This window comes from Streptomyces antarcticus (genome assembly GCF_026627255.1).
GTDB lineage: Bacteria > Actinomycetota > Actinomycetes > Streptomycetales > Streptomycetaceae > Streptomyces > Streptomyces antarcticus.
This window is the reverse complement of record NZ_JAPNLM010000005.1, coordinates 207,912-226,239: the sequence shown is the minus strand read 5'-3', so window position 1 is coordinate 226,239 and position 18,328 is coordinate 207,912. Positions and strand designations below refer to the sequence as shown.

14 protein-coding genes and 2 pseudogenes are annotated in these 18,328 nt (G+C 72.5%); 7 read left to right on the top strand and 9 right to left on the bottom strand.

Annotated elements, in window-relative coordinates:
- Positions 1-659: 659 nt before the first annotated feature.
- On the top strand, positions 660-2,462 hold the full coding sequence (locus OTB16_RS10930; RefSeq protein WP_267719836.1) for a S8 family peptidase: 1,803 nt from the start codon (positions 660-662) through the stop codon (positions 2,460-2,462).
- Between the two features lie 272 nt (positions 2,463-2,734).
- Here OTB16_RS10930 and OTB16_RS10925 read toward each other — a convergent pair whose 3' ends face one another.
- From OTB16_RS10925 to OTB16_RS10905, 5 genes are all read right to left on the bottom strand, one after another.
- Positions 2,735-3,640 (bottom strand): NmrA family NAD(P)-binding protein, encoded by a 906-nt coding sequence (locus OTB16_RS10925; RefSeq protein WP_267719835.1) that lies wholly within the window; start codon positions 3,638-3,640, stop codon positions 2,735-2,737.
- Between the two features lie 98 nt (positions 3,641-3,738).
- Positions 3,739-4,206, bottom strand: a complete 468-nt coding sequence (locus tag OTB16_RS10920; protein WP_267719834.1) for a hypothetical protein — start codon at positions 4,204-4,206, stop codon at positions 3,739-3,741.
- Between the two features lie 148 nt (positions 4,207-4,354).
- The gene (locus tag OTB16_RS10915) at positions 4,355-4,876 is read right to left on the bottom strand and encodes a MarR family winged helix-turn-helix transcriptional regulator (protein WP_267719832.1); all 522 of its coding nucleotides are present in this window, start codon (positions 4,874-4,876) and stop codon (positions 4,355-4,357) included.
- Between the two features lie 65 nt (positions 4,877-4,941).
- Complete coding sequence (locus OTB16_RS10910; RefSeq protein WP_267719831.1) at positions 4,942-6,867, bottom strand: helix-turn-helix domain-containing protein; 1,926 nt, start codon at positions 6,865-6,867, stop codon at positions 4,942-4,944.
- Positions 6,868-6,943: 76 nt separating this feature from the next.
- Positions 6,944-8,338 carry an MFS transporter gene (locus OTB16_RS10905; RefSeq protein WP_267719830.1) on the bottom strand — a complete coding sequence of 465 codons (1,395 nt, stop codon included), beginning with the start codon at positions 8,336-8,338 and terminating at the stop codon, positions 6,944-6,946.
- A 1,081-nt stretch (positions 8,339-9,419) separates the two neighbouring features.
- On the opposite strand from OTB16_RS10905, the gene OTB16_RS10900 reads away from it, so the two are divergent.
- Positions 9,420-10,085, top strand: coding sequence for a DedA family protein (locus tag OTB16_RS10900; protein WP_267719829.1), 666 nt, complete (start codon positions 9,420-9,422; stop codon positions 10,083-10,085).
- 166 nt (positions 10,086-10,251) lie between these two features.
- Complete coding sequence (locus OTB16_RS10895; protein WP_267719828.1) at positions 10,252-10,797, top strand: tellurite resistance TerB family protein; 546 nt, start codon at positions 10,252-10,254, stop codon at positions 10,795-10,797.
- Between the two features lie 51 nt (positions 10,798-10,848).
- Here OTB16_RS10895 and OTB16_RS10890 read toward each other — a convergent pair whose 3' ends face one another.
- The 3 genes and pseudogenes from OTB16_RS10890 to OTB16_RS10880 form a co-directional block, all read right to left on the bottom strand.
- A complete protein-coding gene (locus tag OTB16_RS10890) occupies positions 10,849-11,634 on the bottom strand; it encodes a 3-hydroxybutyrate dehydrogenase (protein ID WP_267719827.1) in 786 nt (261 codons plus the stop codon).
- A 105-nt stretch (positions 11,635-11,739) separates the two neighbouring features.
- Positions 11,740-12,125, bottom strand: a pseudogene (locus tag OTB16_RS10885) (UBP-type zinc finger domain-containing protein).
- Positions 12,122-13,051: pseudogene (locus tag OTB16_RS10880) on the bottom strand (sensor histidine kinase); the annotation flags it as partial. The pseudogenes OTB16_RS10885 and OTB16_RS10880, both read right to left, overlap by 4 nt.
- A 140-nt stretch (positions 13,052-13,191) precedes the next feature.
- On the opposite strand from OTB16_RS10880, the gene OTB16_RS10875 reads away from it, so the two are divergent.
- The 3 genes from OTB16_RS10875 (at position 13,192) to OTB16_RS10865 (ending at position 15,893) form a co-directional block, all read left to right on the top strand.
- A complete protein-coding gene (locus OTB16_RS10875) occupies positions 13,192-13,593 on the top strand; it encodes a hypothetical protein (protein ID WP_267719826.1) in 402 nt (133 codons plus the stop codon).
- Between the two features lie 279 nt (positions 13,594-13,872).
- A complete protein-coding gene (locus OTB16_RS10870) occupies positions 13,873-15,030 on the top strand; it encodes an agmatine deiminase family protein (protein WP_267719824.1) in 1,158 nt (385 codons plus the stop codon).
- Between the two features lie 182 nt (positions 15,031-15,212).
- On the top strand, positions 15,213-15,893 hold the full coding sequence (locus OTB16_RS10865; RefSeq protein ID WP_324290797.1) for a DUF4436 family protein: 681 nt from the start codon (positions 15,213-15,215) through the stop codon (positions 15,891-15,893).
- A gap of 81 nt (positions 15,894-15,974) precedes the next feature.
- Here OTB16_RS10865 and OTB16_RS10860 read toward each other — a convergent pair whose 3' ends face one another.
- Positions 15,975-16,565, bottom strand: a complete 591-nt coding sequence (locus tag OTB16_RS10860) for a GNAT family N-acetyltransferase (protein WP_267719823.1) — start codon at positions 16,563-16,565, stop codon at positions 15,975-15,977.
- Positions 16,566-17,524: 959 nt separating this feature from the next.
- Between OTB16_RS10860 and OTB16_RS10855 the strand changes: the two genes are divergently transcribed.
- Positions 17,525-18,283, top strand: coding sequence for a DUF1775 domain-containing protein (locus tag OTB16_RS10855; RefSeq protein WP_267719822.1), 759 nt, complete (start codon positions 17,525-17,527; stop codon positions 18,281-18,283).
- The last annotated feature ends 45 nt before the right edge of the window (positions 18,284-18,328 follow it).

The window sequence follows — 18,328 nt, the reverse complement described above, 5'->3', positions numbered from 1 at the left end:
CGCGGGCCCACCGGGGCCGGCCCTCGCCGCCCGGCCCGCGCCTTACGCCTCGCGCCTCGCGCCTTGCGCCACTGCACTTCCTCGGCGGTGAACCTCCCGTACCGGGCGCGCAGGGCCTCGGCGACCAGAGTGCGGTCCCGGCGCGCGCCTGTGCACCTGGAGGGTACGGCGGCGGCCCGACCAGGGGCCGTCGGGGTGCCCCGGTGCGTTCACGGGGCGGATCATCGGCCTCCGGGCCGCGGAAAGCGTCGTGGAAGACGACGCGGCAAAAGGACGCGGAGGGTGGCGCGGAAGCCGCCCGGACGGCGGGGCGGGGCCTCGCCGAGGGGGTGGCAGGGGGCGGACAAGGGTTTTCCCTGTATCGGGTTCATCTCCGTGTTGCCTACTGTCTGCCCACCGGCGATCTTCCCCGGGGCCCGCGGCCCACACGTCACCCCACATGGACGTGAAGCCGCACCGACCCGGGGGAACACCGGTACCGCCCTCGTCCCTGCCGCCGTGCGACGCCCACCGGGCGGGCGGACGGGACAACACGGCACACGGCGGCGACCGGGACCGGACCGACCACCCCACCCCGGTCCCGCCGCTGCCGTACACCTCCCACATGCACCGACCGGCCGCTCCGGCCTGCCCGGAAGCGGCCCGCGAAAGGGAACACCGTGCACGCAACGAGACGCAGGCTCATATCCGTCGTGGCGATCTCCGTCACGCTCCTCGCCGGCACCGCCACCGCTTCCGTGGCCGTCGCCGCGGACTTCCCCGCCCCGGCCCCGGCCGGTGCCGGTGCCGCGGCCGCGGCTCCGGTGGAGAACCTCATCGTCGGGTACAAGGCCTCCGCCAGCGAAGCCAGTTCCAACACCGCCGCCGCCGACGACGCGGCCGCCAAGAGCAAGAAGGCCGGCAAGAAGGCGAAGTTCGACCGCCGTCTGGGCACCGGAGCCGCCCTCGTGAACCTCGGCCAGGCCGTCGCCCCCGCCGACGCCGCCGACGTCATCGCCCAGTTCCGCGCGGACCCCGACGTCGCCTACGTCGAACCCGACTCCCGCGCCTACGCCCTCGCCGCCACCCCCGACGACACCGACTACGCCAAGCAGTGGGACCTGTTCGAACCCACCGCCGGCATGAACGTCCCCGCCGCCTGGGACAAGACCACCGGCAGCGGCGTCACCGTCGCCGTCATCGACACCGGCTCCGTCGCCCACAGCGACCTCGCCGCCAACACCGTCGCCGGCTACGACTTCATCACCAGCTCCACCGCCGCCCGCGACGGCAACGGCCGCGACAACAACCCGGCCGACCAGGGCGACTGGAGCGCCGCCGGAGAGTGCAGCGCCACCTCCAAGGCCAGCGACTCCTCCTGGCACGGCACCCACGTCGCCGGCACCATCGCCGCCGCCACCGGCAACAGCAAGGGCATCGCCGGCATCGCGTACAACGCCCGCATCCAGCCCGTCCGCGTCCTGGGCAAGTGCGGCGGCGCGACCTCCGACATCGTCGACGCCATCACCTGGGCCTCCGGCGGCACCGTCCCCGGTGTCCCCGCCAACGCCACCCCGGCCAAGGTCATCAACATGAGCCTCGGTGGCTCCGGCGCCTGCGGCACCAGCTACCAGAACGCCATCAACGCCGCCGTGGGGCGTGGCACGACCGTCGTCGTCGCCGCCGGCAACAGCAACGCGGACGCCGCCGGGTTCTCCCCCGCCAGCTGCAACAACGTCATCAACGTCGCCGCCAGCAACCGCACCGGCGACCGTTCCTTCTACTCCAACTACGGCAGCATCATCGACGTCGCCGCCCCGGGCGGTGAGACCCGCCGGGCCACCGACACCCCCGGCACCGTCACCACCCCCGAGAACGGCATCCTCTCCACCCTCAACGCCGGCACCACCACCCCCGGCGCCGAGAACTACAAGCCCTACCAGGGCACCAGCATGGCCGCCCCCCACGTCGCGGGCCTCGCCGCCCTCCTCGTCGCGGCCAAGCCCACCCTGACCCCCGCCCAGATCGAGTCGGCGATCAAGACCAACGCCCGCCCGCTGGCCGGAACCTGCACCGGCGGCTGCGGCACCGGCCTCGCCGACGCCACCGCTACGGTCAACGCCGTCGCCACCACTCCCACCACCCCGACCTTCCAGAACACCACCGACGTGGCGATCGGCGACAACACCACCGTCGAAAGCCCCATCACCGTCACGGGTGTCACCGGCAACGCCCCCGCCACCCTCAAGGCCGGCGTCACCATCGCGCACACCTACACCGGCGACCTGAAGGTCGACCTCGTCGCCCCTGACGGCAGCGTCTACACGCTCCACAACCGCACCGGCGGCAGCGCCGACAACATCAGCCAGACCTACACCGTCAACGCCTCCACCGAAGCCGCCAACGGCACCTGGAAGCTCCGCGTCAACGACAACGCCAACGGAGACACCGGCAAGATCGACGCCTGGAACCTCACCTTCTAGGACCCCACGCCACCATCAGGTCCGAGCCCGGGCGGGAGCCCCGGCTCCGGCCCGGTGGCAGGCGGTACGGACCACACGAGCGCGCGGGCCTGCCGGTACCTCCCGTACCGGCAGGCCCGCGCGTGTGCGGGCCGGGCCGTACGGCTCCGCCCATCCGAGGGGCCGGGCGGAGCCGTACGGCCCGCAGGACGCGGGAACGCCTCACCCGGTGAGGCGTTCCCCGTCGCGTCAGGCGGGTTCGACCACGACGGCTCCGTCCACGATGAGGGGGGTCAGCGGGGAGGCCGGGTCCCCTCCGGCCGCGCCCCGTCGCTCCGGAAAGCGCCGAGGTGCTCGCGGAGGAAGGCCTCGAGGGTGCGGGGCGGCCGCCCGAGTATCCGGGAGACGGTGTCGTCGGGCTCTTCGGGGTGGGTGGTGGCCATCTGCTGGATCTCCACCACATGGGCGGCGAGCCAGTCGGGCATGCGGGCGGTGGAGACGAGGTGGCGGTGCAGTTCCGCACCGGTCAGGGCGACGTACCGCACCTCGCGCCGCAGCAAGGTGCCGAGCAGGCCGACGAGTTCGGGGTGGGAGTACGTCCGTCCGCCGGTGAGGGTGTAGGTGTACCCGGCGATCTCGGGCCGGGTCAGAGCGGCGGCCGCCACGTCGGCGATGTCGCGGCAGTCGATGTAGTTGCAGGCCGCGTCCCCCATGGCGCCGTGGACGACGCCGCCCGCGGCCACCCCGGGCGCGAGGAGGAGCAGCTTCTGCATGAACGCGTAGGGGCGCAGGACGGTACGCGTGACCCCCGAGCTCCGGAGGGCCTCCTCGACGGTGTGGTGCCCGCGGGCGACGGCCACGGGAGAGCCGGGGCCGGCGCCGGGGGCGGAGAGCTTGACGATGTGCCCGATGCCGCTGTCGCCGGCCGCCGCGATCGCGTTGGTCTCCAGGGTGACCTGGGCGGGGCCGTTGGCCATGGTGAGGAAGAGCCGGTTCGCGCCGGTGAAGGCGGCCCGCAGGGACGCGGGATCGGCGGCGTCGGCGGCCAGGACCTCGGTCCGCGCGAGGGCGGCGCTGCCGAGCCGGGCCCGGAGCCGGTCGGGATCGCGGCTCAACGCCCGGACGGGTCCGCCGAGTTCGGTCAGGCGGTGCAGGAGTGCGCTTCCGGTGGCTCCGGTGGCTCCCATGACGACGATCATTCGGTGTCCTTCCGTGGCGGTGCGGTGGATGGCGGGTGCGGTGGACTGCGGGTGCGGCAGACGGCGGTTGCGGCGGCGCGGCGGCAAGGCAGCGCGGATCAGCGCACGCCGCGGGTGGCTCCGCGCCAGCGCCAGGTGGTGATGGCGGCGGCGAGCGCGGCGGAGAGCGGAACGTCCAGCCGGAGGCGTCCGGGCCACGGCGAGCCGGACGGGAACGGAGCCGGCCACACCGTCAGGCCCCTGACGGCGAGGTGCGCGGCCCCGGCCGCGACGGCTGCCGCCATCAGCCCCGCGCCCGCCGCCAGTACGGCCTTCGGCAGGGAGGCGGCCCGGCGAGGACGGATGCCCGCGCGCCGGAGCCGGGCACCGGTGAGGGCGGCGACGAGGGCCGAAGTGCCCGCGATGGAGGTGAGGGCGGCAACGGTCAGGTCCTGCCGGCCCGAGGCCAGGCCCCCGGCACCGGCGGTGAGGGCGGGGGCCGCGTAGGCAACCAGCACCTCGCGCCAGAGGACGAAGCGTGCCGGTGGACGCTCCTCGACGTTCGGGGCGTTTCTTCGTGTACCCACGGAGATCTCTCCTCGGCTTGTAATTAGGAACCTAACTATATGGACATGCGAAACGACCCTCCCCCACCTCACGTGCGAGTGCGAGGAGCGGCACGCGTGCCACGCGAGGACGAGGGCACGCACCGGCGGGCACGGCGCGCCGCGCCGGCTACCGCTCGGTCAGCGCGCCGATGCCCCGGGTGACGCGCGAGAGCAGATCGAGGAAGACGGTCCGCTCCTCGACGCTGAGGCCGGCCACCATCGCCTGGAGGCGGCGGAAGTGGTCGGGGGCTAGGTCGCGCAGCTTCTGCGCGCCGCGCGCGGTCAGGACGACCACCGAGGCGCGCCCGTCCCGCGCGGACGGCCGCCGCAGGACCAGCCCGTCCCTCTCGAGGGAGTCGATGAGCCCGGTGACCGTCGCACGGGAGACGCCGAGGCTGGCGGCCAGGAGCGAGGGGGACTTCTCACCCTCGCTGTCCTCGAGGTCCGCGAGGAGGCGGTAGCGGCCGGTGGACAGGCCGAACCGGGAGAAGTGGACCTCGCTCGCCTGGCCGAGCCGGGCCCCGGCGGCCATCAGCCGCACCGCGACCAGTACGGCCTGCGGGTCGGAATCGAGACCGTAGTGCCGGATCTGGCGCCTGGCCTGATCCAGCGTCGGGGCCTCCTCGAACGAGGATTCATGTGCGTCCATGGAGATAATATGGATCCTAACCACCTTCCGCGTCAAGGGAGTCGATCACACCGCCGGAGGTAGGCTCACCCCTTGCCCGTTCCGGTCCCGCCGGCCGCCGCGACCCGGGCGATGCGCAGGGCGAGCTGGATCTCCAGCACCCGTTCCGGTGACTGCCAGTCGCGGCCGAGGAGTTGTCCGACGCGGTCCAGGCGCTGCACCACGGTGTTGATGTGAACGTGCAGCGCGTCCTTCGCCTTGGACTGGCTCATGCCCGCGGAGAAGTACGCCTGGAGGGTATGAAGAAGATCGGTGCCGCGTTTCGCGTCGTACTCGATCACGGGGCCCAGGGTCTGCTCGACGTAGCCGCCCAGGTCCGTCCGGTCTCCGAGCAGTACGCCGAGGAAGCCCAGTTCGGCCGGCGCGGCCCCGGTGCCGCCGCGGCCCAGGGCGAGCAGGGCTCCCAGGCAGCGGCGGGCTTCCGCGTGGGCGTCGGCGAAGCCCGCGGCGCCCGTCACCGGCCCCGCGGCGCCGACGGTGACCGGTGCGGCCACCGCCTGACCCAGCTCGTCCGCGAGGGTGCGGGCGTCGGCGCCGGGGGTCTCGGACGGGGCGACCAGCACCACCTCGTCGAGATGCTGCCCGGCGAGTCCCTTGCGGATCCGTACGGAACGGGCGGCCGCGGCCAGCAGCCGCCGACGGGGCACGGTCTCGGCGCGCAGGACGAACACCGCGTGCAAGTGGTCGAGGTTGACCCTGAGCCGGCGGGCCCGGGCGGCCAGGCTGGTGGGTTCCGCCGCCCCCGCGAGCAGGTCCCCGAGGAGTTCGCCGCGTACGCGGTCCTCGGCCTCGGCGACGGAGCGGCGCTGCAGCAGGAGCAGGGCGGTGACGACGCTGGCGCGCTCGAAGAGGCGGCGGTCCGCCTCACCGAGGTCGGCGCGGCCGGTCAGGGCGATGCTGCCGAGGAGTTCGGGCCCGGCCAGGACGGCGCACACCCAGGTTCCGTTCACGGGCACGGCCCGTCCGCCGGCCCGGGAGGCGGCGACGGCCCGCGCCGGCGGGAGCTGGGGCTCCGCGCCCGCCCGGGCGAGTTCGGCGCCGTCCGCGTCGTGGATGAGGGTCCCGCCCTGGAGGACGGCGCCGATGGCGGTCGCGACCTCCGCGATGTCCCCTCCGCGCAGGACGAGGTCCGTCAGCCGGTCATGGGCGTCCGCGGCCCGCCGCATGGCATCGCTGTGCGCCTCGATGGTCCGCGAGGCCTCGTTGAGGTCGACCAGCGCCGTGCGGGTCTCGTCGAGCAGCCGGGCACTGTCGATGGCGATGGCGGCGTGGTCGGCCAGCGAGGAGAGCAGGGCGACCTCGTCGGGCGCGAAGGCGCGGGCGGTGCGGTCCGCGGCGTACAGGACGCCGATCACCCGGGTCCCCAGGCGCAGCGGTACGCCGAGGATCGCCCGCAGCCCTTCCTCCGTGACGGCGGCGTCGATCGTCTCGGTGTGCTTGAAGCGCGGGTCTTCGCCGTAGTCGCCGGTGGTGTAGGGGCGGGCCGACTCGGCGACGAGTCCGCCCAGCCCCTCCCCCATCCCCAGTCGCACCCGCTGGAACGCCGCCGAGACGCAGCCGTCGGTCACCCGCATGTACGTGTCGCCCGCCTCCTCGTCGTTGAGGGACAGGTACGTGACGTCCGTGCCGAGGAGCAGCTTGGCCCGGTGCGTGATCGCCCGCAGTACGGCGTCCAGGTCCCTGAGCGCCGCCAGGTCGCCGGCGGTGTCGAAGAGCGCCGCGAGTTCGACCTCGCGGCGCCGGTGCTGGCCGAGCGTACGCCGTACGCGCAGCGCCACCTGGGTGGCCTCGACGATCGCGGCGGCCTCCGGCCCGCCCGCCGCGGCGTCCCGGGCCGCCTCGGCCGCCCGCGCGAAGTCCTCGGGCGGCGCGCCCTGCTCCAGCAGGTCCAGCAGCTGCCGCAGGGCGGTCCAGGCCGGGCCGGTGCCGGAGTTCTTCACGGTGGTGGGCATGGGCGCTCTCCGTGGCTCGGGAAGCCCGCCGCTGCCTGCGGGATACGGCGGGCGGGGCGCGGCGGGCGGCCGGAGCTCACCTGTCGGCCGGGATCGATTCGTGCGCGGGCCGGCGGCCGCCGGGGACCGTCGTGGCGGCCGGCTCGTGCTCCTGGGCCAGGCTACGCCCGCGGGTCTCCCTGGCCACCAGGACGGTCAGGGTGGTGACGAGCGTCGCCGCGGCGAGGTAGAGGGAGATCGGAAGGGACGAGCCGTAGCGGTCGAGCAGGGCGACGGCGACGATCGGGGCGAGCGCGCCGCCGATGATGGAGGCGAGCTGGGATCCCATCGAGGCGCCCGAGTAGCGGACCCTGGTGTCGAACATCTCGGAGATGAAGGCGGCCTGCGGTCCGTACATCGCGCCGTGGAGGACGAGTCCGATGGTGACGGCAGCGGCGATCACCGGGAAGGACTTGGTGTCCAGCATCGTGAAGAACACGAACGCCCAGCCGGTCATGCCGACCGAGCCGATCAGGGTGACCGGGCGGCGGCCGATGCGGTCGGACAGCGCGCCCCATGCCGGGATGGTGACGAAGTGGACGGCGGAACCGATGAGCGCGGCGTTCAGCCCCTGGCTCTTGGACAGCCCCAGGTGGGTCGTGACGTAGACGAGCAGGAACGCGGTGATGATGTAGTACGAGATGTTCTCCCCGAGGCGGGTCCCGATCGCGGTGAGCACGGCCCGCCAGTGCGACCGGAACACCTCGGCGATCGGCAGCTTCTCCTTGACGCCCGCGGCGGCCGCCTGTTCGGCGGCTTTCGCCCGGGCCTCGAGGAAGACCGGGGACTCGGAGACCGACACCCGGATCCACAGACCGATCACGACCAGCACACCGGAGAGCAGGAACGGGATCCGCCAGCCCCAGGCGAGGAACGCCTCCTCGGACTGCACGGCGGCCAGCAGCGCGAGGACGCCGGTGGCCAGCAGGTTGCCGCCGGGTGCGCCGGCCTGGGGCCAGGAGGCCCAGAAACCGCGGTTCTTGTCGTCCCCGTGCTCCGAGACCAGCAGGACCGCGCCGCCCCATTCGCCGCCGAGCGCGAAGCCCTGGACCAGGCGCAGCAGGGTCAACAGGACCGGTGCGCCGACGCCGATGCTCGCGTGGGTCGGGAGCAGGCCCATGGCGAAGGTGGCGCCGCCCATGAGGAACAGGCTGAGAACAAGGAGCTTCTTCCGGCCGATCTTGTCCCCGTAGTGGCCGAAGACCAGGCCGCCCAGCGGGCGGGCCGCGAACCCGATCGCGTAGGTCAGGAACGCGAGCAGGGTGCCGACCAGCGGTTCGCTGCTGGGGAAGAACAGCTTGTTGAAGACCAGTGCGGCGGCGGATCCGTAGAGGAAGAAGTCATACCACTCGATGGTGGTGCCGATGAGGCTCGCTGCGATGATTCTCCGGATGCCGGACGGGGCCTGCGTATCCGTTGCTGGGGTGACCATGTGCACCACTTCCGGGGTCTGCGGGGACGACGTTGTCGCCACAACGTAGAAGTCCGCAGGTCACCGGTACATGTGGCCGGTCCTCACAATCACCTCCACTCCGATGTGCCCGACCACCACACAACCGGAACGGGTTCGCTCCGGCCGGGCGGCGTAACCGGCGCTCTGCCGGCGGGCCGCCGCGGAGCACGGGAGCTCCGGGGCCGCTTCATCTTCGGCTGTTATAGTGCAGCCCTCCGGTGGGAAATCCCGGAGTGGTTGAGCGGTTCAGTCGCCGAGCGGCACCAACAGCAATGGGGGGCGTGGAGAATGCGCTGCGGGAAGACCCTGGCCCTCTGTGTCAACGCCGCCGTCTTTCTCGTGGTCTCCGTCTTCACTCTCGGATTCCTCAACCCGACGCCGCAGTCGGCCGAAGCAGCCGTGACGTCGTCCTCCCAGGCCCATTCCGCGTGGGACAACTCAGGGCTGGATCTTCCGGACGAATTCGAGGACGGGGACGTCGCGCTCCGCCACCGCAGTCAGGACGCTGAAGTCACCACGATTTCACCGCCCTCCAAGGAAGCGATGAGCTCCTCTGCGCCGGGCTGCCACGCGTCCGCTCCGGATTCCCCCTGCCAGGATTCCCGCGGCTGCGCCACCCCGCTCGTTTCTTCCCTGGTGCGGGTCCTTCGCTGCTGAGCGGCGCACCGGATTCCCTTCCGGTTGACGCCAGGGTGACCCGTGGCCCGAATCGCGCCGCAGCCGGTGCCCGCCGTAGCCCGTGCCCGTCGTAGCCCGCACTCCGGCTGCGCTCCCGCCCCGGCCCGTGGGCACCTCACGCCACGGCGGATGTGCCGTCGGCCCCGAGCGGTTCCGGTGCGCGGGGACGCCGTGCGCGGCGGCGGCGCGGTTCCCGGCGTCACCCGGTGACAGCCGCTGCGGGGGGAACTCGCCCGCGCCCGCTCCGCTCGAGCCGACGGGCCGTACATCTGAGCCGCCGAAGCCCATGCAGGGGCGATCGAAGCCCTGCCGCAACGCCCCCGCCGTGTGGCCGAAGAGCCCACAGAGCGTGGCCGAAGCCCACAGAGCCCGGAGTAGACACATGAAGGAATTCCCATTGGCCGCGGAACCCGCAGGCGGAATCGCGGGCTGGGCGGCGGACCTCGTCGACACGATGGGCGGCCCGGGAGCGGGACTCGCCATCGCGCTGGAGAACCTGTTCCCGCCCTTGCCGAGCGAGGTCATCCTGCCGTTGACGGGATTCGCCGCGGGGAAGGGAGTGATCAGCCTCTACTCCGCGCTCTTCTGGACCACCGCCGGTTCGGTGGTCGGCGCCCTCGCCCTTTACGGGATCGGCAACCTCTTCGGCCGGGAACGCATGTACTCCCTGTGGGCCCGGCTGCCCCTGGTCAAGACGTCCGACCTGGAGAAGACCGAGCAGTGGTTCGCCAAACACGGCACGAAAGCCGTGTTCTTCGGCCGGATGATTCCCATTTTCCGCAGCCTCATCAGCGTACCGGCCGGTCTCGAACGGATGCCCATACCACTGTTCCTGCTTCTCACCGCACTGGGCAGTTCCATCTGGAATTTCATCCTCATCATGGCCGGCTACTGGCTGGGGGACCAATGGGAAACAGTGGGGCAGTACGTGGGTATCCTCTCGAAGGTCATCTTGGTTCTCGTCGTGGTGGCTCTGGCCGTCACGATCGGACGGAAGGTGCGTTCCCGCCGGAAATCCCGGAATGCCCGGAACGAAAAGGCTGCGTGAATCCGGTCGCCATCCGGGACTTCGCCGGAAAGCGGTCACGTGCGCCCCCGCACGGCCGCCTTCGGTGGTCCGTGTGGGTTTCCGGGAACACCGGACGGGGCGTTGCACGACGAAGGGGCCGCGCGGCAAGCGCGCGGACAGGCATGCGATCGAAGAGGTGGCACGGATGGCAATGTGGGACCGCATCAAGGACCAGGCCAAGGGACGCCTTCAACAGCGGCCGCAGGGCTCCGGGGGGCACGGGCAACCGGGCGCCGGTTCCGGCGGGGGATCGAAGGCGCAGCTGGTGGACGTGTTCAAGTCTCAGCTCAGCACGCTCAAGACGGAACTCAAGAGCGGTGCCTACCGGGACGCCACCATGGCCGTGTGCGCTCTGGTCGCGGCCGCGGACGGGACGGTCGACGCGGCCGAGCGCCAGCAGGTGGAGTCGCTGATCCTGCAGAACGACGTCCTGCGGAACTTCCCGCCCGACCAGCTGCGGCAGCGGTTCAACAAGCACGCCGATCAGCTGGCCCTCAACCCCGCGCAGGGGAAGACCGAGGCCATGCAGGAGATCGCCAAGGCGGCGAAGAAGCCCGTGGAGGCCAAGGCGGTGGTTCAGACCGGCTTCGTGATCGCCGGCGCGGACGGATACATCTCCCCGGACGAGCAGCGGGTCCTGCGGGAAGCGTGTGCGGCGCTTGGTCTGTCCCCGCAGGAGTTCGGTCTCTGACCGGAACGGTGTGGCGCCTCGGGGCCCTTCGTGGGACGGGCCCCGGGGCGGTCAGGCGGCGGTCCAGCCGCCGTCCACGGGAAGGGAGGCGCCGGTGATGTATCCGGTGTGCGGACCGCAGAGCCATACGGCGACGGCCGCGACCTCCTCCGGCTCGATGAGGCGTTTGACCGCGGAGCGGCCGAGCAGCACTTCGCCGATCACCTGCCCGGCGTCGATGCGGTGGGCGGTGGCCTGCGCCGCGATCTGCCGCTCCACGAGGGGGGTGCGCACGTAGCCCGGGCTGATGCAGTTGCTGGTCACTCCGTGGGGCGCGCCTTCGAGGGCCGCGACCTTGCTGAGCCCTTCGAGGGCGTGCTTCGCGGTCACGTATCCGGCCTTGAACGCGCTGGCGCGCAGGCCGTGCACGCTGGAGATGTTGACGATCCGGCCCCAGCCCCGCGCGCTCATGTGCGGCAGTACCCGGCGGATCAGGAGGAACGGTGCCCGGACCATGACCTGTTGCATGAGTTCGAACTGTTCCGGGGGGAACTCGGCGAGCGGCGCCACGTGCTGGAGTCCGGCGTTGTTGACGAGGATGTCGACCTCGGTGGGGAGTTCCCCCAGGAGGTCGGCCCGGGCGAGGTCCACGACGTGTGCCCGGCCGCCGATCTCCTCGGCGGCGGCCGCGGCCGCCCGGGCATCGACGTCCACCACGTGGACGAGGGCTCCGGCGGCGGCGAGCGCCGTGGCACAGGCCCGTCCGATGCCGCTGCCGGCGCCGGTCACCATGGCGGTACGGCCCGCCAGGCCGGCGGCCGGTGTCCCCCCGGACGGGAGATTGATTCCGCGTGTCATGCCGGAAGCATGCGCGACGTGCGGTCGCCGCTTCCATGTGTACGCCCCACACAGTCGGCATCCGCCCTGTGGCGCGGTGCCCCACCGGGGCCGTCGCGGTCGCTCCTACCGCAGCAGGCGCTTCCAGTCCTCCGGGACCCGGCCGGCCGGGCCCGGGGCCGGCCGGTCCGCGGGATGCCCGGCGGGCGGCGCCAGCCTGGGACCGGACTCGTACAGCTCGCTCTCGGCGTAGTCCCAGAACCACGGTTCGCCCGGTTCGAAGCTATGCACCAGGGGTGGCCGGTGGACTTCCAGTGGGCGGTGGCGTGCCGGCCGGGCGAGGAGTCGCAGCATCCGATGTGGCCGCACTGGGCGCAGCGCCGCAGGTGGAACCACCAGCCGCCCGCCGCGTCGCAGTCGGCGCAGCCCGTTCCGGCGGGCGGGACTCCCGGGTCGATTCCGTTGGTTCCCTGGTTTCCGTCGGTGCCGTTGATTCCGTTGGTGCCGGTCATACGGGCTCCTCCTCAGTGGCGGTTCCGGGCCCGGTCTCGGGTTCCGGGTCGGTCAGGGGCAGCAGTACCTGGAACCGGGTGTCGCCCGGCGCGGACTCCACCTGGAGACTGCCGTGGTGCTTGTTGACGATGATCCGCCAGGAGATGTCCAGGCCGAGGCCGGCGCCCTCGCCGACCGGTTTGGTGGTGAAGAAGGGATCGAAGATGCGGCTGCGGATGTCCGCCGGGACGCCGGGTCCGGTGTCGCGGAACTCCACCAGCAGCCGGTCGCCCTGCCGGGCCGTGCGGACCGTCAGCGTGCCGTCGAGGCCGGTGCTGCGAAGAGCGAACACGGCGTTGTCGATGAGGTTGGTCCACACCTGGTTGAGTTCCGCCGGGTAGGCGGGCACGTCCGGGAGGGTCCGGTCGTACTCCTTGACCACGCGGATCCGGGGGCCGATCTTGCCGGTCAGCATCAACAGGGTGCTGTCGAGGAGTTCGTGGACGTCGACGACCCGGTGCGGAGCGCGGTCGAGCTGTGAGTACTGCTTGGCGGCGTCCACGAGGTGGGAGATGCGGGTGGTGGAGTCGTCGATCTCGTCCATCAGCAGCTCGGTCTCGACCGTGTAGTTGAGCCAGCCGATCGCCCCCGGCAGCATGTCCTCGGCCACGGTCGCGGCGACCTGCTCCAGCCAGTCCGTGTCCAGTCCGGCCTGTACGAAGGTCGGCGCGATCCGCCAGCCCTCCGCGATGCCGTGGCCGTCCAGCCAGTCGGCGAGTTCGTCCTCCCGGTCGGAGGCCTCCAGTGGGCTCAGCACCGGTGCCTTGGCGACGCGTTCGGCGGTGCGGTCCTGGATCTCGATGAGGTCGGCGAGCGCCTCGCGGGAGTAGGAGCCCTGGGCGATGACGGCCAGCTTGTGCCGCATACGGCCCACCCGCTCCCGCAGACCCGGGGGCCAACCGCCGGACCGCCCCGGTGCTGCCGCGCGCGGGGCGCTCGCCGTACGCGTTCCTCTCCGCCGGAGGGCCCGGGCGGGGGCCGGGGGTGCGCCGTACGCTGGTGGCAGGAACGAACCGGGAGGCTGCCGTGGCGGCCCATCAGCGCTTTCACCTGGATCAGGACGGGCACTCGATCACCGTCCTGTGCGACCTGCCGCGCCACCACGTCGAGGTCCTCGTGGACGGGAAGGCCGTCTCCTCGGTCCGCACCGGCCGCGCCGCGGTCACCCTTGTGCGGGGTGAGATCACCACCGAGCCGCCACGGCCGTTCACGGTCCGCCTCGAGCACCCCGACGACCCGGGCGGGATCCCGCTGTGCGTGCTGGAGACGGAATACATGCGCTACCTCATGCCGAACGTTCCGCTGACCCGGCAGGAGGAGTGGCCCGCCGAGCCCACGCCGTCGGCCCGCACGCCCGGGGAACTCCTCGCACGGTGGCGCGCCCGGTACCGGAACCGCCGCCCGCCCGGCGGGAACGGGCCGCGCTGACGGGAAGCCGGCCACCCCGAGAGTTCGTCCCCGGAGTTCGCCCCATGGGTTCGTCCCTGAAGTCCTGCCCTTGAGTTCGTCCCCTGAGTTCGTCCCTTGACGGACGCCTTCGTTTCGCGCATCCTGACTGAAACTTCAGTCAGGAATCTCCCGAAGGCGGCTCGCCGTGACCTCGTACGCACTCTTGTCCGTAGGGCCCGTTTTGTCGGCCTGCGTGACACTCCCGCGCCCGCCCTGGACGGAAGTACCCCTTCCGCCAGCCCACGATCGGAGTCCCCCGTGTCCTTCCAGCCCCCCACCCGTCGGACCCTCCTGCGCACCATCGCCGGAATCGGCGCCGCCATCGCGGGTGCTTCGGCCTGCGCCCCCGCGAACGGCGCCGAGCCCGCCGTCACGTCCGGGCCCCCCGCCGCGCCGGCGGCCGGCAAGCGCCGCCTGGGCGCCGAGTGGGAGAGCCACACCCGCACCTTCATGGCCTGGCCCGCGCTGACCTCGGTCTGGGCGGAGGACCTGCGGTACGTACGCGAGGACATCGCCCGCATCGCCCGGGCCGTCGGAGAGTACGAGGCGGTCGTCCTGATGGCCCGCCCGGACCAGGTGGCCGCAGCCCAGCGGGCCTGCGGCTCCCAGGTCGAGGTCATCCCGCTGGCCGTCGACGACATGTGGGCGCGCGACACCGTTCCCGTCTTCGTCGAGGAGGGCGGCAAGGTCCTCGGTGTCGACTTCAACTTCAACGGCTGGGGCAACAAGCAGGAGCACAAGAACGACGGGGCGGTCGGCCGCGCCGTGCTCCAGAAGTACGGGATCCCGCGCGTCCAGGCCCCTCTGGTCGCCGAGGGCGGCTCCTTCGAGCCCGACGGCGAGGGCACCCTGCTGATCACCGAGAGCTCGATCGTCAACGACAACCGCAACCGCGGCAAGAACCGGGACACGATCGAGAAGGAGCTCAAGCAGACCCTCGGCGTCGAGAAGGTGATCTGGCTGGCCGGCGTGCGGGGCGAGGACATCACCGACGCCCACGTCGACGGCCTCGTACGCTTCACCGAACCCGGGGTCATCCTGCTGGACCGCGCGCACCCCAGCACCCCGCCGGACTCGTGGTCGCGCTCCGCCGACCAGGCGAAGTCCGTTCTGACCAAGGCCACGGATGCCCGCGGCCGGCGTTTCGAGGTCATCGACCTCCCCCAGCCCGACCTGAACAGGATCACCGGCGAGGGTGACGACTTCGTGTCCACCTACGCCAACTTCTACGTCGCCAACGACGCCGTCTTCATGCCGAAGTTCGGTGACCGCAAGGCCGACGACAAGGCCCGCTCCATCCTGCGGGAGCACTTCCCCGAGCGGGACGTCGTCCCCGTCGGGATCGACACCATCGCCTCCGGCGGCGGCGGCATCCACTGCGCCACCCACGACCAGCCCGGCAAGCCCGCCGCCTGACCGCACGCAGCCGCACGCAACCGCACGCAACCGCACGCAACCGGAGCACACCGTGTCCCAGTCCAGACGCCCCACCCCAGCGCGTCGCCTCCCGCTGCTGCCCGGCCTGGTCCTGCCGGCCATCGTGGCGGCGGTCGCCGCGGGGGCTGCTCCAGTTCGGCGAACGCCAGGCCCTGGACACGGTGTACACCGCGGGCCGGTCCGATCCCGACCGGGTGGACGTCGAGGCGACGGTCCAGCGCGTCGACGCCGCCGGGCGGGAGCTGGTCCTGCGCATCCAGGTCACGCCCCGCGCCACGCTGGCCGAGGCCGGCGGGATCTCCCCCGCCGAGGACCTCACCCTCCAGACCTCGACGGCCACCCGGGCCGACCTGACGTTCAAGGCCCACCAGCGCATCTCCACCCTGGACGTGCCGGTCGCGATGACGGGCGGCTCCATCACGGACTATCCGTTCGACGCCTATGAGGCGGCCGTCGAGTTCACCGCGGTGCTCGGCGGGGAGAAGGTGCCGGTCCGCGTCCTGTTCTCCAACAACGACGTGCTCTTCTCCTCCGCCGTGGACGCCTCGGCGGAGGACGGCGCCGCCGTCCTCGACATCAGGCTGACCCGGTCCAACAGCGTGCTCGTCTTCGCGGTCTTCATGATGATCGCGATGTGGGCGCTCGCCGTGTCCGTCCTCATCGGCGGATGGTTCCTCGTCACCCGCCGCAAGGGGCTCACCTGGCCCGCCCTGGGCTGGATGGCCGCCACGCTGTTCGCCCTCGCGGCCTTCCGCAACACCGCCCCCGGCAGCCCGCCCATCGGCTGCCTGCTCGACTACTCGCGTTCCTCTGGGCGGAGACCGTCATCGCGTTCTGCCTGATCACCGTGGTGGTCGGGGGATCCGCGCCGAACCCCGCCGCACCGCCGACCCGCCGGTGCGAGCGGAACCCTGACGGCGCGGTCAGAGGTCCCACGACCTCGGGCGGTCCAGCACCTCCCACTCCGCGCGGAGCAGGGACAGCACGGCGACGTCCAGGCGGCGTCCGCGGTGCAGGCAGGCCGAGCGCCGCACTCCCTCGTGCACGAATCCCGCCTTGGCCAGGACGGTCAGCGCCGCCGCGTTGCCGGTATGGGTGATCGCCTCGATGCGCTGCATGGGCAGCTCGCCGAAAGCGAGGTCGGCCAGCGCGTCCAAGGCGTCTGTCCCGTGGCTCTGCCCCCGGTACCGCGGGTCCATCATCAGGTGGACCGACGCCGTGCCGTCGACCATGTCCTGGCCGACCAGGGCGATGTGGCCGATCGGGGTGCCGTCGGGGAGCAGCACCGTGAAGTCGTCCCGCTCGTGGTCGTCCCTGTCCCGCTCCATGCGCTCGCGGAGGGAAGAGAGGGACCGCGGCCAGAAGCCGATCTCGTGGGCGGCCACCGGGTCGGACCGCCAGGTCTGCATCAGCTCGGCGTCGTCGGCGTCGAGCGGTGCGAGGACGATCGCCCTCCCCCGCCAGCACGGCACCCGGTCCGTCCCGGCCACGTCGTTCGAGTCGTCATCGTTCACGGACGGATGTTACGGCTCCGCCGAACGGGCCGACCACCGGTTTACGCCGCCGGACGCGCACGCCGGGTGCGGGTGTCCTCCGGGCCGGACTGCCCCGTACCGGCCGCCGGACGCGGCGGGGGCCGGGAAAAATGCTCCGCAATGGACAGTTGGGCCCTGACGGGGCCGGGGTGCGGTGAATGATGGCCCCGACATGGCCGGAGCCCGTGCGGGAACCCTCTCGTGTCCGCGGCCCGCGCGACGGGGCGGACGATGGCCGCGGGCTGCCGTTTTCACGCTGCTCAGCGCGGTGTTGGCCGTCGTGGCCCATCAAGTGGCTGCGGAGGAGGCGGTGTCCGGGCCGGGGGCAGCGTTCGGGGCTGCTTTCGGTGCGGTGTTCGGGGCCGCGGCCTTCGGAACGGCGTTCGGGTCGGCGGGCGTCCTCGCCGTCGCGTGGCCCGCGGCCCGGTCCTCCCGTTGCCGGTGGCAGGTGCTCGCGGCCACGGGCGCCGCTCAACTCCTCGTGCACCGGGCCGTGTCCGTCCGGCACCCCGCACGACTCGGACACCCGGAAGGGCACGCCGGGGTGCCGCGCATCGTGCACGCGACGCACCACGGCTCGTGGACGATGACGGCCGCCCATGGTGTGGCGGCGTGCGTGATGGCCCTGCTCGTGTACCGCGCGGACCAGGTGCTCAGCCGATTGCCGGAGAAGGTGGGCCGCTGGGCCCGGACGAAGATCGCGGCCGCGGCCGCGGCTCTCGGCGCTCGCTGCCGGCTCCGCGTCCGGCCGCGTCCGCGGACCGTGTCCGTACCTCTCGACGGCCTGGCCCTTCGGCCGAGGGTGACCACGATGCTCTGTCACGCGGTGATCCGCCGGGGGCCTCCTGCCCGGTGTGCGGGAGACGTTCCCCTGATCCCGGCGGGCCGTGCACCTGCACGGTGAAGCCCGCCCCGCGCACCGAGAGGGTTCCTCCATCGTGAACCGATCCACATCAGTCCGCCGCGTGCACCGCCGCAGGCTGGGCCTCGGCGCCGCCGGCGCCCTGGTCGCCCTGGGCGTGGCCGCCGGACCGGCCGCCGCGCACGCCGGGGTGACCGCGTCCGACCCGCGCGCGCTCGCCGAGAACGTCACCCTGACCTTCACCTCCGAGGCGGAGTCGGACACGGCGGGCATCGCGGAGCTGCGCGTCGTCCTCCCCAAGGGCATCGCCCCCGACGCCGTGACGCTGAAGGAGGCGCCCGAGGAATGGAAGCTGACGGCCACCCCCGACGGGTACGCCATCGGCGGTGCGGCCCTGGCCACCGGTACGGACGCCGAGTACAGCATCACGGTGCGCCAGCTGCCCGACGAGAAGTCCCTGGTGTTCAAGACCCTGGAGACCTACGGCGACGGGAAGGTCTCCCGCTGGATCGAGGTGCCCACCAGCGGCGAGAAGGTCGACAACCCGGCCCCCGTACTCGCGCTGCGGGCCGCGGCACCCGGGGCCAGGCCGCCGGTGGCCCCGAGCCCGTCACCCTCGCCGACCGCGAGCGCCGCACCGCCCGCCCCGCCCGCCCCGCCCGTCCAGCCGTCCGCGGCGGCTCCCTCCGCTCCCGCCGCCCCAGGCCCGCGGACTTCGGGCGAGGGGGACGCGAGCAGCGGTACCGGCTTCGTCGTCGGCGGCGTCGCGGCCGTCGTACTGCTCGCCGCCGGCGGCGCCTTCTGGTGGCTGCGGCGCGGCCGTAGCGGGACCTGACCGGAGCGACCGTGGCCGAGGCCGCCGTGGCCCGCCCGGGCGCCG

What these genes read in the sequence shown, in the direction of transcription:
- OTB16_RS10905 (WP_267719830.1), bottom strand. Translation starts at nt 8,338, where the DNA reads ATGGTCACCCCAGCAACGGATACGCAGGCCCCGTCCGGCATCCGGAGA.
- OTB16_RS10915 (WP_267719832.1), bottom strand. Translation starts at nt 4,876, where the DNA reads ATGGACGCACATGAATCCTCGTTCGAGGAGGCCCCGACGCTGGATCAG.
- OTB16_RS10890 (WP_267719827.1), bottom strand. Translation starts at nt 11,634, where the DNA reads ATGACACGCGGAATCAATCTCCCGTCCGGGGGGACACCGGCCGCCGGC.
- OTB16_RS10900 (WP_267719829.1), top strand. Translation starts at nt 9,420, where the DNA reads ATGAAGGAATTCCCATTGGCCGCGGAACCCGCAGGCGGAATCGCGGGC.
- OTB16_RS10895 (WP_267719828.1), top strand. Translation starts at nt 10,252, where the DNA reads ATGGCAATGTGGGACCGCATCAAGGACCAGGCCAAGGGACGCCTTCAA.
- OTB16_RS10925 (WP_267719835.1), bottom strand. Translation starts at nt 3,640, where the DNA reads ATGATCGTCGTCATGGGAGCCACCGGAGCCACCGGAAGCGCACTCCTG.
- OTB16_RS10910 (WP_267719831.1), bottom strand. Translation starts at nt 6,867, where the DNA reads ATGCCCACCACCGTGAAGAACTCCGGCACCGGCCCGGCCTGGACCGCC.